The 16,320-nt window shown below is 71.6% G+C and carries 12 protein-coding genes; 8 read left to right on the top strand and 4 right to left on the bottom strand.

Annotation, left to right across the window (positions count from 1 at the left end):
• The first annotated feature begins 629 nt into the window (after positions 1-629).
• The 8 genes from ACFW2Y_RS10045 to xdhC all read left to right on the top strand — a co-directional run bounded on the left by ACFW2Y_RS10045 (position 630) and on the right by xdhC (position 11,111).
• On the top strand, positions 630-1,883 hold the full coding sequence (locus tag ACFW2Y_RS10045; protein ID WP_384876085.1) for an MFS transporter: 1,254 nt from the start codon (positions 630-632) through the stop codon (positions 1,881-1,883).
• The gene (locus ACFW2Y_RS10040) at positions 1,883-3,268 is read left to right on the top strand and encodes a hypothetical protein (protein WP_384876083.1); all 1,386 of its coding nucleotides are present in this window, start codon (positions 1,883-1,885) and stop codon (positions 3,266-3,268) included. Before ACFW2Y_RS10045 ends, ACFW2Y_RS10040 begins: the two co-directional genes overlap by 1 nt.
• Positions 3,269-3,550: 282 nt before the next feature.
• Positions 3,551-4,231, top strand: a complete 681-nt coding sequence (locus tag ACFW2Y_RS10035) for a GAP family protein (RefSeq protein WP_384876081.1) — start codon at positions 3,551-3,553, stop codon at positions 4,229-4,231.
• 45 nt (positions 4,232-4,276) lie between these two features.
• Positions 4,277-5,188, top strand: a complete 912-nt coding sequence (locus tag ACFW2Y_RS10030) for an ABC transporter ATP-binding protein (protein WP_384876079.1) — start codon at positions 4,277-4,279, stop codon at positions 5,186-5,188.
• Entirely contained in the window at positions 5,185-5,982 is a 798-nt protein-coding gene (locus ACFW2Y_RS10025) for an ABC transporter permease subunit (protein ID WP_384876077.1), read from the top strand. Before ACFW2Y_RS10030 ends, ACFW2Y_RS10025 begins: the two co-directional genes overlap by 4 nt.
• Before the next feature lie 434 nt (positions 5,983-6,416).
• Positions 6,417-7,880 (top strand): xanthine dehydrogenase small subunit, encoded by a 1,464-nt coding sequence (locus ACFW2Y_RS10020; protein WP_384876075.1) that lies wholly within the window; start codon positions 6,417-6,419, stop codon positions 7,878-7,880.
• Entirely contained in the window at positions 7,877-10,282 is a 2,406-nt protein-coding gene (xdhB, locus tag ACFW2Y_RS10015; RefSeq protein WP_384876073.1) for a xanthine dehydrogenase molybdopterin binding subunit, read from the top strand. The genes ACFW2Y_RS10020 and xdhB overlap by 4 nt, the downstream gene beginning before the upstream one ends.
• 1 nt (position 10,283) lies before the next feature.
• Entirely contained in the window at positions 10,284-11,111 is an 828-nt protein-coding gene (gene xdhC / locus ACFW2Y_RS10010) for a xanthine dehydrogenase accessory protein XdhC (protein ID WP_384876153.1), read from the top strand.
• A 96-nt stretch (positions 11,112-11,207) separates the two neighbouring features.
• On the opposite strand, the gene ACFW2Y_RS10005 is transcribed toward xdhC, so the two are convergent.
• The 4 genes from ACFW2Y_RS10005 to ACFW2Y_RS09990 form a co-directional block, all read right to left on the bottom strand.
• Complete coding sequence (locus ACFW2Y_RS10005; RefSeq protein ID WP_384876071.1) at positions 11,208-12,404, bottom strand: S8 family peptidase; 1,197 nt, start codon at positions 12,402-12,404, stop codon at positions 11,208-11,210.
• Between the two features lie 188 nt (positions 12,405-12,592).
• Positions 12,593-13,543, bottom strand: a complete 951-nt coding sequence (locus ACFW2Y_RS10000; RefSeq protein ID WP_384876069.1) for a nucleoside hydrolase — start codon at positions 13,541-13,543, stop codon at positions 12,593-12,595.
• Positions 13,544-13,683: 140 nt separating this feature from the next.
• Positions 13,684-15,570, bottom strand: coding sequence for an AMP-dependent synthetase/ligase (locus ACFW2Y_RS09995; protein ID WP_384876067.1), 1,887 nt, complete (start codon positions 15,568-15,570; stop codon positions 13,684-13,686).
• A gap of 167 nt (positions 15,571-15,737) precedes the next feature.
• A partial coding sequence (locus ACFW2Y_RS09990) for an ATP-binding cassette domain-containing protein (protein WP_384876065.1) occupies positions 15,738-16,320 on the bottom strand: 583 nt, incomplete at its 5' end.

The following is a 16,320-nucleotide window of genomic DNA, read 5'->3' as shown; positions in this document are numbered from 1 at the left end:
CAGGGCAGCCCTGACTGCAGGCACCCACGTGCCTCACCGGGATGTCCGTCCGTTCCGCTTCCGCGCACCGAAGGGTGCGGTCACGCCCTCCCTCGGGGCAACCGGAACCAGCCGTCGCTGTCGGCGCCCCCGAGGGTCGGGCGTGAGGCAATCAACGCGTGGTCGCGTGACCGGAGGACGAAGGAATCGAGACCATCGGGCCACGGTTCGTCGCACGGATGGCGCTGTGCCGCGAGCGCGAACCCAAGGTCTCGTATGCAGTGTGTGAAAGCCCCGTTGACGGCATGCCCTCCCATGCATGCACCGCCGCTGACCGCCGGTTCAGCGCCCAGCGGCGGCGAACATATCAGAAGACCGCAGGGCACAAACCCTCTCGGCCATGAGGAATTTGATCATCCTCAGAGGCACTCGGCCGGCCCTGTCGCGGGAGCGCGGGCGACAGGAGCGCTCCTTGCAGACGGACCTGATCTTTTTCTCGACTCCGCCTCGGACGGCGGCTATTGTCGGCAATCCCGGGCGCCGGACCGTGCGGGTCTCGACGAGCGACAACGGGCTCGCGGGGCCTCGGCGACGGGACGGCTCGCGAAGGGGATGACCATGGATTTTCGGCTGCGCTGCCTCACGGCCTCATGAGCGCGTCGACGACGAACGAGGTCGGTGCGCAACGGCCCCGACTGGGGGGCGACTTCTCCCGGTTGTGGTGGTCCGCTGCCGTGTCCTCGCTCGGCGACGGGGCGACGATCGCCGCCGCCCCCCTGTTGGCCACCCGGCTCACCGACGACCCGCGTCTGATCGGGGCCGCCTCGGTGGCGTTCACCGCTCCGTTCATCCTGTTCGGCATCCCCGCGGGGCTCCTGGTCGACCGGGTCGACATCCGCGCCATGATGGTGCGCGTCGACCTCGCCCGGGCCGGCCTGCTCGCGGTGCTCACGCTCGGGATCATCGGCGGCTGGGGTGGGCTGCCGCTGCTCTACGCCTGCATGTTCCTGCTCGGCGTCGGTGAGGTCTTCTGCCGGAACGCCGCCCAGGTGCTCGTCCCCTTCATCGCCCCCAAGGACGGGCTCGCCACCGCCAACGCCCGCATCATGGCGGCGCAGGAGGCCGGCACCGGCTTCGTCGGCCCGCTCATCGGCGCCCTGCTGTTCGGCCTGGCGATGGCCGTCCCCTTCGGCGTGGACGCGGCCACCTTCCTGTGCTCGGCCGTACTGGTCAGTCGCATCGGACGCACCAAGCCGCCGGAGCCAGCACCGGACAGGGCGGGCGTGATGTCGGAGATGCTGGCCGGCGCCGCCTGGCTCTACCGGCACCACCTGTTGCGCAGCCTCGCCCTGGTGTCGTGTCTGATCAACCTCGCCGGGAACGCCATGCTCGCCGTGCTGGTGATCCACAGCGGGAAGGTGCTCCATCTGGGGCCGCTCGGGTTCGGCGTCCTGCTCGCCTGTCAGGCCGTGGGGGCCGTCACGGCTTCCCGGTTCGCCCCGGCTCTGACGGAACGCCTGGGCCGGGAGGGCGCGTTGGTCGCGACCGCCGTCCTGATCACCATGAGCGAGACGGTGCTGGCTGCCGTGCCCTCGGCGTACGCCGCCGGTGCGGCCCTCGCCCTCTTCGCCTGCGGCACGGTGACCTGGAACGTCGTCGTGGTCGTCCTGCGCCAGACCCTGGTGCCGCAGCACCTGCTCGGGCGTGCCAACAGCGTGTACCGGCTCGTCTCCTGGGGCGGGCTGCCCATCGGCGCGGCGGCCGGCGGCATCGTCGCAGCCGAGGTCGGCACGCGCGCCGTGTTCGGCATCGGCGCGGCCGCCATGGCGGTCGTCGCCGTGGCGCTCCTCGTGGGCGCCCGCCGCAAGTGGATCACCCGTGCCGAGCAGAGCAAGGAGCTGTGATGACGACCACGAGCCCGCCCGAACCGCCCCGGTCGCGCCTGGGACACGCATACGGGGAACAGTTCGCGCGACACACGTCGTCGACCCACCCCACGGCCGCCGCCCGGGAATCGGCGTCCCTCACGCTCGCCTACCGGGACAGGTTCCTGAACGGACCCGCCTTCCTCAGCGGCAGCGAACGCCGTGCCGTCATGGGTGACCTCCACACGGTCTACGCACTGCTCCGTTCCTTGCCCGAGAGGGTGTTCGACGGGAACGTCACCGCGCTGGCCTCCGCGGTCGGCATGGACGCACTGCAGTCCGCGCTGATCACCCGGAGTGCCCGGACCGGCTCGCTCCTCCCGTTGGGACGCGCCGACCTCTACCACGACGGCACCGGCTTCAAACTCCTCGAGTTCAACGTCACCAGTGCGCTCGGGGGCTTCGAGAACGCGGACATCAACCGGGCGATGCTGGCCTATCCGCCCCTCGAAGAGTTCGTGCGGCGACACGGACTCGGCTACCGGGACACCATCGGCTGCATGGTGCGGACGATGTACGCCGAGTGCGCCCCGCACGTCCCCGCCGGCCGGGCGCCCGTCGTCGCCGTGGTGGACACGGCGGAGAACTTCGCCGTCGTGGGACCCCGGCTCGGGGTGTTCGCGGCGAAACTGGCCGAGCACGGAGTCGAGGGAATCGCCTGCGGTCTCGACGAACTCACCTACCCGAACGGTCGACCGACGGTCGCGGGACGGACCGTGGACGTCGTCTTCCGCTACTTCTTGGCCGAGGACCTCGCCGACCCCTCCGCGGCGGCCCAACTGGAACCGCTGTTGGTCGCGGTGGAGCAGGGTCGGGTGGGGCTGTGCAGCCGGCTGGACGCCGAACTGTACGGCAACAAGGGGACCCTGGCGATGCTCTCCGACGAACGCCACCGCGAACTCTTCGACGCCGGCGAGTTGGCGTGCATCGACCGGCTGCTGCCGTGGACGCGATACGTGCGCCCCCGCGTCACGGATCCCGGCGGCACCCGGGTCGACACCCTCGCCCATGCCCGTGCCCACCGGAACGAGCTGATCCTGAAGCCGACGCTGCTGCACGGCGGGAACGGCATCACCGCCGGCTGGGAGGTGAGTGCGGCCGAGTGGGAGAGCAGGGTCACCGCAGCGATGAACGGGCCGGTCGTGCTTCAGCACCGGGTGCGTCCCGCTGCCGAGCCCTTCCCGGACGACACCGGTGGCCTACAGGAGGTCTTCCTCAACTGGGGCATCTACCTGGGCACGCAGGGCTCCGGTGACGACGGGTACGGCGGCGGCTTCGTACGGGCCAGCACCGATCCGGCCGTCGGGGTGGTCAGCATGGGCACGGGTGCCCTGGTCGGTTGCGTCTTCCACGGCGACGACTGACGGAGAGCGCCGTCAAAGGCGCACCGCGCCCCGGATCCGTGTCCTCCGCACCTCGGCACGGACTTCCGCGTGACGGGCCCGTGGCGGCCGGGCGGAGCGCCGTCCCCGCGCCCGGGCCGTGCGGTGCGGGCCCGGCACCCCGGGCCGCGGGAAGGCCGAACGGGTGAGGCCGAACACGCCCCCACCAGCCGCGACCCGTACGAGCCGGTCCGCTCCGAGAGGCGGCAACGGACCGGTTGTGCGAGGTTGGGAGCGATTCGTGCCCACCTCAGGGGAGCAGCCATGGGTGATGCGGTAGGCCAGATGTTGACTTCGGCGGTCGGCATCGCCATCAGTCCGCTGCCACTGGTCGCGGTGATCCTGATGCTCGCGACACCGAGGGGCCGTGCGAACGGCATCGCCTTCACCACCGGCTGGACCGTGGCCGTGGCCTCGGTCGTCACGGTCGTCGTACTGGCCGGTTCCGGCGCCGGCGCAGCCGGTGGGGACGGAGCTCCGGCGTCCTGGACGCTCTGGTTGAAGCTCGCCTTCGGGCTGGTGTTCCTGCTACTGGGCCTGAAGCAGTGGAGGGGCCGGCCGCCCCGGGGCCAGGAGGCCCCGACACCAGGTTGGATGAAGGCCGTCGACACCGCCACCCCCGGCAAGGCGGCGGGTCTCGCGGCCGCGCTGGTGATCGCCAATCCCAAGAACCTCGTGCTCGCGGTCGGCGGCGCCGTCTCGATCGCGGGTTCCACGGCCTCCGCCGGGGGCAAGGCGGCGGCAGCCGCCGTGATGGTGCTGTTGGCCTCGCTCTGCACCGCGCTCCCGCTCGGCGTCTACCTGGTCGGCGGGGACCGTGCCACAACGGTCCTGGCCGATGGGAAGGCCTGGATGTCCACGCACAACGCCGCGATCATGACCACGGTCCTCGTCCTCCTGGGCGCGAAGTACGTCGGCGACGCCATGAGCGGCCTCGCCTCCTGATTCCGACCCTGATTCCGAACCGCCCCGACGGACGGGAGACCACAGATGAACGTCGTGGCCATCGACGGCCTGGTGAAGGACTACGGTCGCTTCCGCGCCGTACACGGCATCGACCTCGACGTGCGGCCCGGCGAGGTCGTCGGCTTCCTCGGACCGAACGGCGCCGGCAAGTCCACGACCATCCGCTGCCTGCTGGACCTGCTGCGGCCGACCGCCGGCACCTTGCGCCTGTTCGGCGCCGATGCCCGCACCGGTGGCGTCGAGGCCCGACGGAGAGTGGCGTACGTGCCGGGGGAACTGCGCCTGCCGGCACGCACGACCGCCGGTGAACTCCTCGACGCCGTGGCCCGCCTGCGGGGCGACTGCGATCCGGCGCGCCGCGCGGACGTCACCGAGCGCCTCGGGCTGGACCCGACCAAGGCGACCCACGGCCTGTCCACCGGCAACCGCCGCAAGGTGGCCCTCGTCTGCGCGTTCATGAGCCGTGCCGACCTGCTCGTCCTCGACGAACCGACGAGCGGGCTCGACCCCCTGCTCCAACAGGTCTTCCGGGATCTGGTGCGTGAATCCCGCGCCCGTGGCACCGCGGTGCTGCTCTCCTCTCACGTACTGGCGGAGGTCCAGCGCACCGCGGACCGGGCGGTCGTCCTGCGCGGAGGCCGCATCGTCGCCCGGGGCACCGTCGAGGAGCTGCGCGGCACCGCGGCCCAGCACGTCGAGGCCGTGTTCGACGCCCCTCCGTCGGTGCCCGACCTGACGGGCGTGCCCGGGGTGACCGGTGTGGAGGTCGACGGCCCGCGCGTGCGCGCCCGCCTGTCCGGCCCACCGACACCGCTCCTCACCGTACTCGCCGCCGCCCGCCCACTGGCGGTGGAGCTGGCCGAGCCCGACCTGGAAGACGCCTTCCGCGAGCTGTACGAGGACGACCGGCACGAGGGCGAGGAGGCCACCGGATGAGCTCCGTACTGACCACCGGGGCGCTGCGGGCGCTGCGACGTTCCTGGTTGACCTGGGCCGTGTCCATCATCGCGCTCATCGTCCTGACCACGGCCTTCTGGCCCGCCTTCGAGAACAGCCCCGACATGTCCGACCTGACCGCGAGCATGCCCGAGGGCTTGGTGCAGGCCCTCGGGATCGGCGACCTCGGCTCGCCGGAAGGCTTCCTCTGGGGCAACCTCTACGCCCTCCTCGTCCCCCTCCTCATGGCGGTGGCCGCCGCTTCCTTCACCACCACCCTCACCGCGCGCCAGGAGGAGTCCGGGCAGTACGAACTCCTGCTCACCCAGCCCGTCTCCCGCACCTCGGTCCTGACGTCGCGGGCCCTCGCCGTGCTGGCGGCGACCCTCGCGCTGGGCCTGGCCGTGTTCCTGGTCCAGTGGGTCGCGGACCTGATCTGGGACCTCGGTACCTCCGTGTCGCGCCTGCTGTCGACGGTCGTCCTGTGCACCTTGACCGCGCTCGTCGCGGCGGCGGCTTCCCTCGTGACGGCCGCCACCACGTCCCGGCCGTCAGCGGCACTGGGCGCGGGCGTCGGACTGACGGTCGCCGGCTACGTCGTCTCCGCCCTCTTCCCGCTCCGCGAGGGGTGGAAGGACTTCCAGTACCTCTCCCCCTGGAACTGGGCACTCGGTGGCGAGCCGCTCACCCATGCCGCGGAGTGGTGGCGCTATGCAGCCCCCGCCGGTCTCGCCCTCCTCCTGGCCGTCCTCGCCCCGTCCCTGTTCGACCGCCGCGACGTCCACGCACCCTGAACCGGGGCCGGTGCAGCGCCATGGTCGTCAGGTGCACGACCGATCGTCCCGGTCGCTCGACCGGGGGTGGCGAGACCGGCCCTTGACCTCCGGGGCCCCGGCAACTAGCTTTCCGTCCACGTCTGGCCCACATCGACCGAGAGGAGGCGACCGTCGGATGTGCACCTGCTCCGATCTGAGTCGCCTCGCCCACACCACGGTCTGGGTTCCGGGTCGCATCGCACACGGCTGCTGACCACGCCGTTCTGACGTGCCCCCTCCGCGGCACGTGCTGGTTCCCCTTCACCGCCTCACGGCACGCGTCGTCCGCGTGCCGTGGTGCGCCCGTACCCGTATCCGTCACACGGCGGACGGCGCACCAAAGCCGAGAAAGCTGCCCCTGCATTGGCGAAGATGACGAATCCACCGATCGCCCACCGAAACGAAGGTCCGACATGGTAGAGGCGAGGATCACGATCAACGGGAGGGACACCTCCCTCTCTCCCGCGACACCCCACACCACCGTGCTGGACTTCCTGCGCGAGCGCGGTCTCACCGGCGCCAAGGAGGGCTGCGGCGAAGGCGAATGCGGCGCCTGTTCGATCCTGCTGGCCCGCCCCGGAGTGGACGAGCCCACCGACTGGGTGGCCGTCAACGCCTGTCTGCTGCCGGCCGCCGCCCTCGACGGCCAGGAGATCGTCACCTCCGAAGGGCTCGCCGCCACCGGCGGACCGGGCACCCCTCCCGTCCTGCACCCGGTGCAGCAGGAGATGGCCGTCCGCGGAGGCTCCCAATGCGGCTACTGCACACCGGGATTCGTCTGCAGCATGGCAGCCGAGTACTACCGTCCCGGTCGCTGCGCGCGCACCGGACCGGAGGACGGCACCGAAGCCGAGCACGGTCCGAACGGCTTCGATCTGCACGCCCTGAGCGGAAACCTGTGCCGCTGCACCGGCTACCGCCCGATCCGTGACGCGGCGTTCGCCGTCGGCACGCCCGCCGCCGACGACCCGCTGGCACGACGTCGCGAGGAGGTCCCGCCCGCACCCGTCTGCACCGCGTACACCCGGGACGGCGGGACGTTCCTGCGGAAGGGGAACCTGGCCGACACCCTGCAGTTGCTGCGCGAGCGCCCCGATGCGGTGGTGATCGCCGGCTCCACCGACTGGGGTGTGGAGGTGAACGTCCGCTCGCGGCGGGCGGAGTGCGTGGTCGCCGTCGACCGTCTGCCCGAACTCCGGGAGCTGAACGTCACGCCCGACCGCATCGAGATCGGGGCCGCGCTGACGCTCACCGAAATCGAACGCCGGCTCGCCGGAAGCGTCCCGCTCCTCTCCGAACTGTTCCCCCGGTTCGCGTCACGGCTGATCCGCAACGGCGCGACCCTCGGCGGCAACCTCGGCACCGGCTCCCCCGTCGGCGACGGCCCACCCGCGCTCCTGGCCCTCGACGCCTCGGTGGTGCTCGCCGATGCCGACGGCGAGCGCGAGGTCCCGCTGGCGGGGTACTTCACCGGGTACCGACAGAGCGTGCGCCGTCCCGGCGAGCTGATCCGCTCCGTGCGCATCCCCCTGCCGCTGTCACCGCTCACCGCCTTCCACAAGATCGCCAAGCGTCGCTTCGACGACATCTCCAGCGTGGCGGTCGCCCACGCCCTCGACATCGAGGACGGGATCGTCCGCAGGGCGCGGATCGGTCTCGGCGGTGTCGCCGCCACCCCGATCCGCGCGCTCACCGCCGAAGCGGCCCTGGAGGGCCGGCCGTGGACGGCAGGGACCGTCGAGGCCGCGGCCCGGGAACTGCGCGCCGCGGGCACTCCCCTGGATGACCACCGAGCCAGCTCCGGGTACCGCTCCGCCGTGCTCGGCCAGAGCCTGCTGAAGCTGTACGCCCAGACCACCGAGGCGGTGCCCTCATGAGCCATCTGTCAGAGCGCCCCGAGAGGCCCGTCGTCGGCCTTTCCGTCCCCCATGAGAGCGCCGCGCTGCACGTGACCGGCAGCGCCCTCTACACCGACGACCTGGTCCACCGCACCAAGGACGTGCTGCACGCCCATCCGGTGCAGGTCATGAAGGCCCACGGCAGGGTCACCGCGCTGCGCACCGGGCCCGCACTCGCCGTGCCCGGTGTGGTGCGGGTGTTGACCGGTGCCGACGTGCCCGGCGTGAACGACGCGGGGATGAAGCACGACGAGCCCCTCTTCCCCGAGGAGGTGATGTTCTACGGCCAGGCGGTCGCCTGGGTGCTCGGCGAGACGCTGGAGGCGGCCCGCCTCGGTGCGGAGGCCGTCGAAGTGGAGGTCGAGGAACTACCATCCCTGGTGACGTTGGAGGAGGCGATCGCCGCCGACAGCTTCCACGGCGCCCGGCCGGTGATGCTGACCGGGGACGTCGACGCCGGCTTCGCCGGTTCGGCCCGCGTGTTCACCGGCACGTTCCGGTTCTCCGACCAGGAACACTTCTACCTGGAGACGCACGCGGCGCTCGCCCACGTCGACGAGGCCGAGCAGGTGTTCGTGCAGAGCAGCACCCAGCACCCTTCGGAAACCCAGGAGATCGTCGCCCATGTGCTCGGTTTGCACAGCCACGAGGTGACCGTGCAGTGCCTGCGCATGGGCGGCGGCTTCGGCGGGAAGGAGATGCAGCCGCACGGGTTCGCCGCCGTCGCCGCGCTCGGCGCCACGCTGACCGGCCGGCCGGTGCGGGTACGGCTCAACCGCCCCCAGGACCTGACCATGTCCGGCAAGCGACACGGATTCCACGCCGAGTGGAAGGTCGGCTTCGACGCCGCGGGCCGCATCCAGGCGCTGGACGCCACGCTGACCGCCGACGGCGGTTGGAGCCTGGACCTGTCCGAGCCGGTGGTGGCCCGCGCGCTGTGCCACATCGACAACACCTACTGGATCCCCCATGCACGCGTCGCCGGACGCGTCGCACGGACCAACAAGGTTTCCAACACGGCCTTCCGCGGCTTCGGCGGGCCACAGGGCATGCTGGTGATCGAGGACATCATGGGCCGGTGCGCGCCCCTCCTCGGTCTGGACCCGATCGAGCTGCGGGAGCGGAACTTCTACCGGCGGGGCCAGTCCACGCCGTACGGACAGCCGGTCGTCCGTCCCGAACGGATCTCCGCCGTGTGGGAGCGGGTCAAGAGCGGGGCCCGCATCGCCGAGCGCGGCCGTGAGATCGCCGCCTTCAACGCCGCCCACCCGCACACCAAGCGGGCCCTCGCGCTCACCGGCCTCAAGTTCGGCATCTCGTTCAACCTCACCGCCTTCAACCAGGGCGGCGCGCTGGTCCTGATCTACAAGGACGGTTCGGTCCTGATCAACCACGGCGGCACCGAGATGGGCCAGGGCCTGCACACCAAGATGCTCCAGGTGGCGGCCACCGCGCTGGGCGTCCCGCTGCACAAGGTGCGGCTCTCCCCGACCCGTACCGACAAGGTGCCCAACACCTCCGCCACCGCCGCCAGCGCCGGGGCGGACCTGAACGGAGCGGCGGTGAAGGACGCCTGCGAGCAGCTGCGGAAGAGGTTGTTGCAGGTGGCCGCAGGCCGGTTGGGCGCGAACGCCTCGGACGTGCGCATCGTCGGGGGCGTCGCACACGCGCTGGGCGGCGACGGTGAGGTGGCCTGGGACGATCTGGTGCGCACCGCGTACCTCCAACGGGTCCAGTTGTCGGCAGCCGGTTTCTACCGGACCGAGGGCCTGCACTGGGACGCCACGGCCTTCAAGGGCTCGCCGTTCAAGTACTTCGCGCACGGTGCCGCCGCGACCGAGGTGGAGGTGGACGGCTTCACCGGTGCCTACCGCATCCGGAGGGTGGACATCGTGCACGACGTCGGCGACAGCCTCTCCCCGATGATCGACATCGGTCAGGTCGAGGGCGGCTTCGTCCAGGGTGCGGGGTGGCTGACGCTGGAGGACCTGCGCTGGGACACCGGCGACGGGGCGCACCGCGGCCGGCTCCTCACCCAGGGTGCGAGCACCTACAAGTTGCCGAGCTTCTCGGAGATGCCCGAGGAGTTCCACGTCACGCTGCTGGAGGACGCCGCCGAAGAAGGTGCGGTGTACGGCTCCAAGGCGGTCGGCGAACCACCGTTGATGCTGGCGCTCTCGGTGCGCGAGGCGCTGCGGCAGGCGGTCGCCGCGTTCGGCCCGACGGGCGTCGGCGTCGAGCTGGCGTCGCCGGCGACGCCGGAGGCGGTGTACTGGGCGATCCAAGCCGCTGGCCGAGGGGCCGATGGGCACGCCGTCGACGGGGTCACCGGCGGAATCGACCTCCGGGTCGGTGCAGCGGAAGCGTGGAGCGGTGCCTGACCTGACGTGGGTCACCGCGGTCGCACGGTTGCGGGCCCGCCGGGAGTCCGGCGTGCTCGTGACCGTCACGACCGTGCGCGGCCATGCCCCGCGCGGGGCCGGTGCGAAGCTCGTGGTCGGGTCTGCCGATGCGTGGGGGTCGATCGGCGGCGGAAACATCGAGGCTGTCGCCATCGACCGCTGCCGGGAGATGCTCGCCGCCGGACAGCAGGAACCGGAGCTGATCGACTTCGCCTTGACCGACAAGGTCACCGGCCGACACGGCGTGCAGTGCTGCGGCGGCGCGGTCTCGGTGCTGCTCGAACCGCTTCCGGTGGTGCCGGCGGTGGCGGTCTTCGGCGTCGGGCACGTCGGCCTCGAACTGGCGCGCATCCTCGCGCGCCATGACCTCGACCTCCATCTGATCGACGGCCGCTCCGCGATGCTCGCCGGGGAACGGCTGGCGGTGCTGGCGGACGCAGTGGCACAGGTGCACCTGCACCACGCCCCCTTGCTGCCGGAGGAGGTGCTGGAGGAGTTGCCGCACGGCACCCACGCACTGATCATGACCCATGACCACGCCGAGGACGCCGCCCTGTGTGACGCCGCCCTGCGCACCCACCACCTGGGCTCCGTCGGGCTGATCGGATCCGCGGCGAAGTGGAGGCGGTTCCGCAAGCGGCTCGCCACCGAGGGCGGTCACGACGACGACGCCATCGATCGGATCAAGACGCCGATCGGTCTGGCCGACCTCACCGGCAAGGAACCCGCGACCATCGCCGTGAGCGTCGCGGCCGACCTGCTGCGCACCTTCGAAGCCGAGGGTGCCGGGAGCTCACGACCGGGCTGATCGGGTGCGGGCCCGGACGCCCCGGTCCCGTCGACCGCCGATGCCCCGCCCCGATCCGCCTGCCGGGGCGGGGTGGGGCATCGGCGGCAGCGGGTGCTACAGGCCGCCGGTGAACAGCAGTTTGTTGGGGGTGCCGCTGCTGACCTTCGTCAGGAGTCCCTGCGTCGCGTGGTCGTCGAGCCACTCGCCGACCTCGGCCGGGGACGCCGTGGGATGCTCGGCCTTGTAGAGCGCGGCGACGCCGGTGACGTGCGGGGTGGCCATGGAAGTGCCGCTCTGGGCGACCGAGCCGCCGCCGATCCGTGCCGACACGACGTCCTGGCCGGGAGCATAGACCTCCACACAGGGACCGTAGTTGGAGAAGGAGGTCTCCTCGTCCCAGACGTTGGAGGCCGCGACCGTGACCACGCCCTCCGCCGATGCGGGCGAGACCCCGCAGGCGTCCCTCGCGTCGTTGCCCGCGGCGAAGACCGGCAACACGCCGGCGGCGTACAGGGCCGTGGCGGCGTTGTTCAGGGCGACGGACTTGGCGCCGCCCAGGGAGCCGTTCAGGACCGCCGGCTGCTCGGCGTTCCTGGCGACCCAATCAAGTCCGGCGATCACGCCGGAGTACGTGCCGCTGCCGTCGCACCCCAGCACCCGGACGCTCACCAGGCCGGCCTTGCGGGCGACTCCGTACGTGGCACCGGCGACCGTGCCGGCCACGTGCGTGCCGTGGCCGTTGCAGTCCTGGCCGCGGCGTCCGTCGCCCACGGCGTCGAAGCCGAAGGAGGCACGGCCGCCGAACTCCTCGTGGTGGTAGTCGATGCCGGTGTCGAGGACGTACGCGGTCACCCCGGCGCCGCTGCCCCGGGTGGTGAAGTCGTTGTCGAGGGGCAGGTTCGCCTGGTTGATCCGGTCCAGACCCCAGGTGGCGGCCGGCCCCCGGGAAGTGGCGGGAACGGTCGGGCGGGGCGGTGCGAGCGCGACCGCGTCCTGCTCGACCGACACGACGCCCGGGGTCTTCCTGACGGCGTCGAGCTGGAGCTCGGTCAGCGGCGCTGCGAAGCCGTTGATGGTCTGCTCGTAGATGAAGGTGGGCTTCACGTTCAGCGTCGACGCCGTCTCGGCCGCGTCGATCGCCCCGTCGAGGGTCACGATGTACTTCCCGGGCACCGCGTGGGCGGCGGTGACCAGCGGTGCTGGCGTCGGCTCCGGACCGGTGGCGTCCTCGGAGGCCGTCGCGTTCGGTGCGGTGGCGACCAGGGCCGTCAGGGCGATGCCGGCAAGAGCGAGTCTGGTGGGGGTGTTCATGCCGGCGAGGGCATCATGCAGAAACGATCACTTCCTACGACATCACGAACGATTCCGCGGGATCCCTCGAACGTCACCGCAATGCGCTCCGCCGATGCGGTGTCGACGACCGGGACGGGGCGTCCTCCCGATGCGGCCCGGGCCGGAAGCTGTCGGGGCGGAACCGGTCCGTGGTACGGCCCCGGGGCCTACCCTGGGGGAGCGCCCAGCACGCGCACGGCCTCCACGATCAGGTCCCAGAAGGCGTCCGCGTCGACCTCCATGCCGACCTCCACATCGGCGGGTCGCCCCGTCACCCCGTGCAGGTCCACCACTGTCGCCCCCCGGGTGTGCGTGCCGTTCAGCTCCACGGTCACCGCGGCCCGCACCAGGCTGACCAGGGAGGGGTTGATCAGGTGGGCGACGGTCAGCGGGTCGTGCAGCGGCGGCGCGTCGAAGCCGTACACCTCCCGGTAGGTGGAGGCGAAGTAGGTGAGCAGCTCGACGCAGAGTTCGCTGAGCGGGGTGCCCAGCGCGGCGATCCGGGCGATGACCGCGGGGGTGGCCCGCACCTGGTGGGTCGCGTTGAGGCCGAACATGGTCACCGGCAGCCCGCTGCGGAAGACGACGTCCGCCGCCTCCGGGTCGCACAGGACGTTGAACTCGGCAGTGGGCGTGGTGTTGCCCCGCCCGGTCGAGCCGCCCATCAAGACGATCCGCTCGATCCGCCCGACGAGGTCGGGGTGGGCGAGCAGGAGGGCCGCGATGTTGGTCAGCGGCCCGGTCGGGACGAGGGTCACGGGCGCGCGGTGCGCCAACAGGGTCTCCCGGATCAGGGTGAGGGCGTCGCGCGGATCCTGTGGAACCACCGGCTCGCCCGTACCGAATCCGGGCCCGTCGAGACCTGATTCGCCGTGGATGTCGGCAGCGGTCCGGCGCGGTCCGTGCAGCGGGCGGTCCCGTCCCGCCGCGACCGGTACGTCCCGGATCCCGGCCACCGCACAGATCCGGCGGGCGTTGAGCGTGGTCTTCTCCAGGGTCTGGTTGCCCGCGACGGTGGTGATCGCGAGCAGTTCGATCCCGGGATGCGCAGCGGCCAGCAGGATGTTGAAGGCGTCGTCGTGACCGGGGTCGCAGTCGAGGATCACGGGGACCGTCATGTCCCCACCGTCCCACATGCGGACCGCCGGGCGCAGGTGCGCGTCGCCCCGGGGCCGATATCACCCGCACGGGCGCCCCCGTCCCGCCGTTGCTCGCGCCGTCCCGCGCACCGCGTCCGCGTCCGCGCCGGCGGAGGTCGTCAGGCCTCGCGGGTGCCCGCGTACATGGCTTCGACCAGGTCGGCGTACTCCCCCAGCACGACGGGCCGCTTGACCTTGAGGCTCGGTGTGAGCTCGCCGTGCTCGACGTCGAGGTCGCGCGGCAGCAGGGAGAACTTCTTGATCGTCTGCCACCGCTGCACCTCGCCGTTGACGCGCCGCACGTAGCCGTCGACCAGCGCATGCGTCTCCGGCGCGGAAACGACCTCGGCATAGCTGCGGCCGGCGAGGCCGTGGGACGCCGCCCAGGGCATGATCACGCTCTCGTCGAGGGCGATCAGGGCGGTGCAGTAGGTGCGGTTGTCGCCGATCAGCAGGATGTTGCTGGCGTAGGGGCACGCGGCCTTGAACCGCCCCTCGATCTCCGTCGGTGCGACGTACTTCCCCCCGGACGTCTTGAACAGGTCCTTCTTGCGGTCGGTGATCCGGAGGAAGCCGTCCTGGTCCACCTCGCCGATGTCCCCGGTGTGGAACCAGCCGTCGTCCTCCAACACTTCGGCCGTCTTCTCCGGAAGGTTGTGGTAGCCGCGCATGACGCCGGGTCCCCGGAGGAGCACCTCACCGTCCTCGGCGATGCGGACCTCCGTACCGGGCAGGGGCCTGCCGACGGTGCCGACCCTGAAGTCGTCGACCGGGTTGACGGTGCAGCCCGCGCTGGTCTCGGTCAGACCGTAGCCTTCGAGCACCGGCACCCCTGCGCCGGCGAAGAAGTAGGCGATGTCGGGGGCGAGCGCGGCACTTCCCGAGGCGCTGCCGCGGAGTTCGCCGCCGAAGGCCGCACGGATCTTGCCGTAGACCAGTCTGTCGGTGACGGCGTGTTGCACGGCGAGCCGCCGGGGAACCGAGCGCCTTCCGGTCCCCACCAGGCGCTCCTGTCCGGTCCTCGCGTGGTCGCGGGCGACCTTCGCCGCCCACAGGAAGACCTTGTGCCTGATGCCGCCCTCGGCCCTCGCCTTGGCGGCGATGCCGTTGTAGACCTTCTCGAAGATCCGCGGGGCGGAGGCCATCACGGTGGGCCGGACCGCGGGCAGATTGGTCACGATGCGGTCGACGCGCCCGTCCACCGCGATCACGCTCCCGGTCCTCACCTGCCCGGAGATCAGGGCGTTGCCGAAGACGTGGGAGAGCGGCAGCCACAGGAACTGCACGTCGTCGGGGAGCAGCAGTCCGCTGGCCTCCTGTGTGACGGCCTGGTAGGACCAGCAGTCGTGCACCAGGCGAACGCCCTTGGGGCGGCCGGTCGTTCCGGAGGTGTAGATCAGGGTGGCGAGCTGTTCGGGTCCGATGCCCTGCACGGTCGTGGTGACCGCGTCCGGATGCTCCTTCAGGTACGCCGTGCCGCGTTCCTCCAGCTCGGCGAGGGTCAGGACCTCCAGCCCCTTCGCCCGGGGCGGATCCGCCACCGGCTCGAAGAGGACGGCGTGGCCGAGTCCGGGCAGGCGTTCCGCGTGCTCGACGACCTTGGCCAGTTGGGCGGCGTCCTCGACGAAGACGGCCCGGCTGCCGGAGTCGGAGAGGATGTACGCCGTCTCGTCGGCGTTGGTGCTCGGATAGACGGCGGTCACGGCGGCGCCCGCACACATCACGCCCAGATCGGCGAGGATCCATTCCATCCGTGTCGCGGAGGAGATGGCGACGCGCTCCTCGCTGCGCAGTCCGAGGGAGAGCAGACCGGCGGCGATCGCCGTCACGCGTTCCGCGGTCTGGCCCCAGGTCAGTGAGCGCCACTCCTCCGTGTCGGGGGCCGCCCGGTCGACCGCCACCGGATGGCGGTAGGCCTCGCGATCGGGGGTGGCCGCGACCCGGTCGAGGAAGAGGTGCGCCACGGAGCGCGGACGGTTCTCCAGCGAGTACTGCGCAGAACTCATGTGGACCTCCGGAGCCGGTGCGCCCGTCAACGATTCATTGACCGGTGGGTCATCGGCGAGCAGGGGTGAGGTTAAGGGGTAATGCTCCGGTGCGTAAGGGGAGCTGCGGGTCCGCCGCCCGGTCGGCCGGGGGACGCGAGGTCCGCCCGGCCGGGGGAGGCGGTGCCTCAGGCGAGGCCGACCAGGCCGCGGTAGTCCTCGCTCCACAGGTCCTCGTCCGCGTCCGGCAGCAGCAGGACCCGGTCGGGGCGCAGGGCGTCGATGGCGCCCTCGTCGTGCGTGACCATCACGATCGCCCCCGGGTACGCGCCGACCGCGCCCAGGACTTCGCCGCGCGAAACGGGGTCGAGGTTGTTGGTCGGCTCGTCCAGCAGCAGGACGTTCGCTCCGGAGTGCACCAGCCCGGCCAGTGCCAGGCGGGTCTTCTCACCTCCGGAAAGCACCCCGGCCCGCTTGTCCGCGTCGTCCCCGGAGAACAGGAACGCTCCCAGCACGTGCCGGGCCTCCCCGTCGTCGAGGTGCGGAGCCGCCGCGGCCAGGTTCTGTCGGACCGTCAGCCCGGGGGCCAAGGTGTCGTGTTCCTGGGCGAAGTAGCCCAGGCTCAGCCCGTGTCCGTGTACGACGCGGCCGGAGTCGGGTCGTTCCGCGCCGGCCAGGATGCGCAGCAGCGTGGTCTTGCCCGCGCCGTTGAGGCCCAGGACCAGCAGGCGGCTGCCCCGGTCCACGGCGAGGTCCACTCCGGTGAGGACC

This window comes from Streptomyces sp. NPDC058877, assembly GCF_042742855.1.
Lineage (GTDB): Bacteria > Actinomycetota > Actinomycetes > Streptomycetales > Streptomycetaceae > Streptomyces.
The sequence above is the reverse complement of the archived record's forward strand: the minus strand, read 5'-3'. Positions and strand labels throughout refer to the sequence as shown.

Bases quoted from the DNA above. Each gene is read 5' to 3' on its own strand.
- ACFW2Y_RS10030 (WP_384876079.1), top strand. From the start codon at position 4,277: ATGAACGTCGTGGCCATCGACGGCCTGGTGAAGGACTACGGTCGCTTC.
- ACFW2Y_RS10000 (WP_384876069.1), bottom strand. From the start codon at position 13,543: ATGACGGTCCCCGTGATCCTCGACTGCGACCCCGGTCACGACGACGCC.
- ACFW2Y_RS10005 (WP_384876071.1), bottom strand. From the start codon at position 12,404: ATGAACACCCCCACCAGACTCGCTCTTGCCGGCATCGCCCTGACGGCC.
- ACFW2Y_RS10035 (WP_384876081.1), top strand. From the start codon at position 3,551: ATGGGTGATGCGGTAGGCCAGATGTTGACTTCGGCGGTCGGCATCGCC.
- ACFW2Y_RS10040 (WP_384876083.1), top strand. From the start codon at position 1,883: ATGACGACCACGAGCCCGCCCGAACCGCCCCGGTCGCGCCTGGGACAC.
- ACFW2Y_RS10020 (WP_384876075.1), top strand. From the start codon at position 6,417: ATGGTAGAGGCGAGGATCACGATCAACGGGAGGGACACCTCCCTCTCT.
- ACFW2Y_RS10045 (WP_384876085.1), top strand. From the start codon at position 630: ATGAGCGCGTCGACGACGAACGAGGTCGGTGCGCAACGGCCCCGACTG.
- ACFW2Y_RS10025 (WP_384876077.1), top strand. From the start codon at position 5,185: ATGAGCTCCGTACTGACCACCGGGGCGCTGCGGGCGCTGCGACGTTCC.
- ACFW2Y_RS09995 (WP_384876067.1), bottom strand. From the start codon at position 15,570: ATGAGTTCTGCGCAGTACTCGCTGGAGAACCGTCCGCGCTCCGTGGCG.
- xdhB (WP_384876073.1), top strand. From the start codon at position 7,877: ATGAGCCATCTGTCAGAGCGCCCCGAGAGGCCCGTCGTCGGCCTTTCC.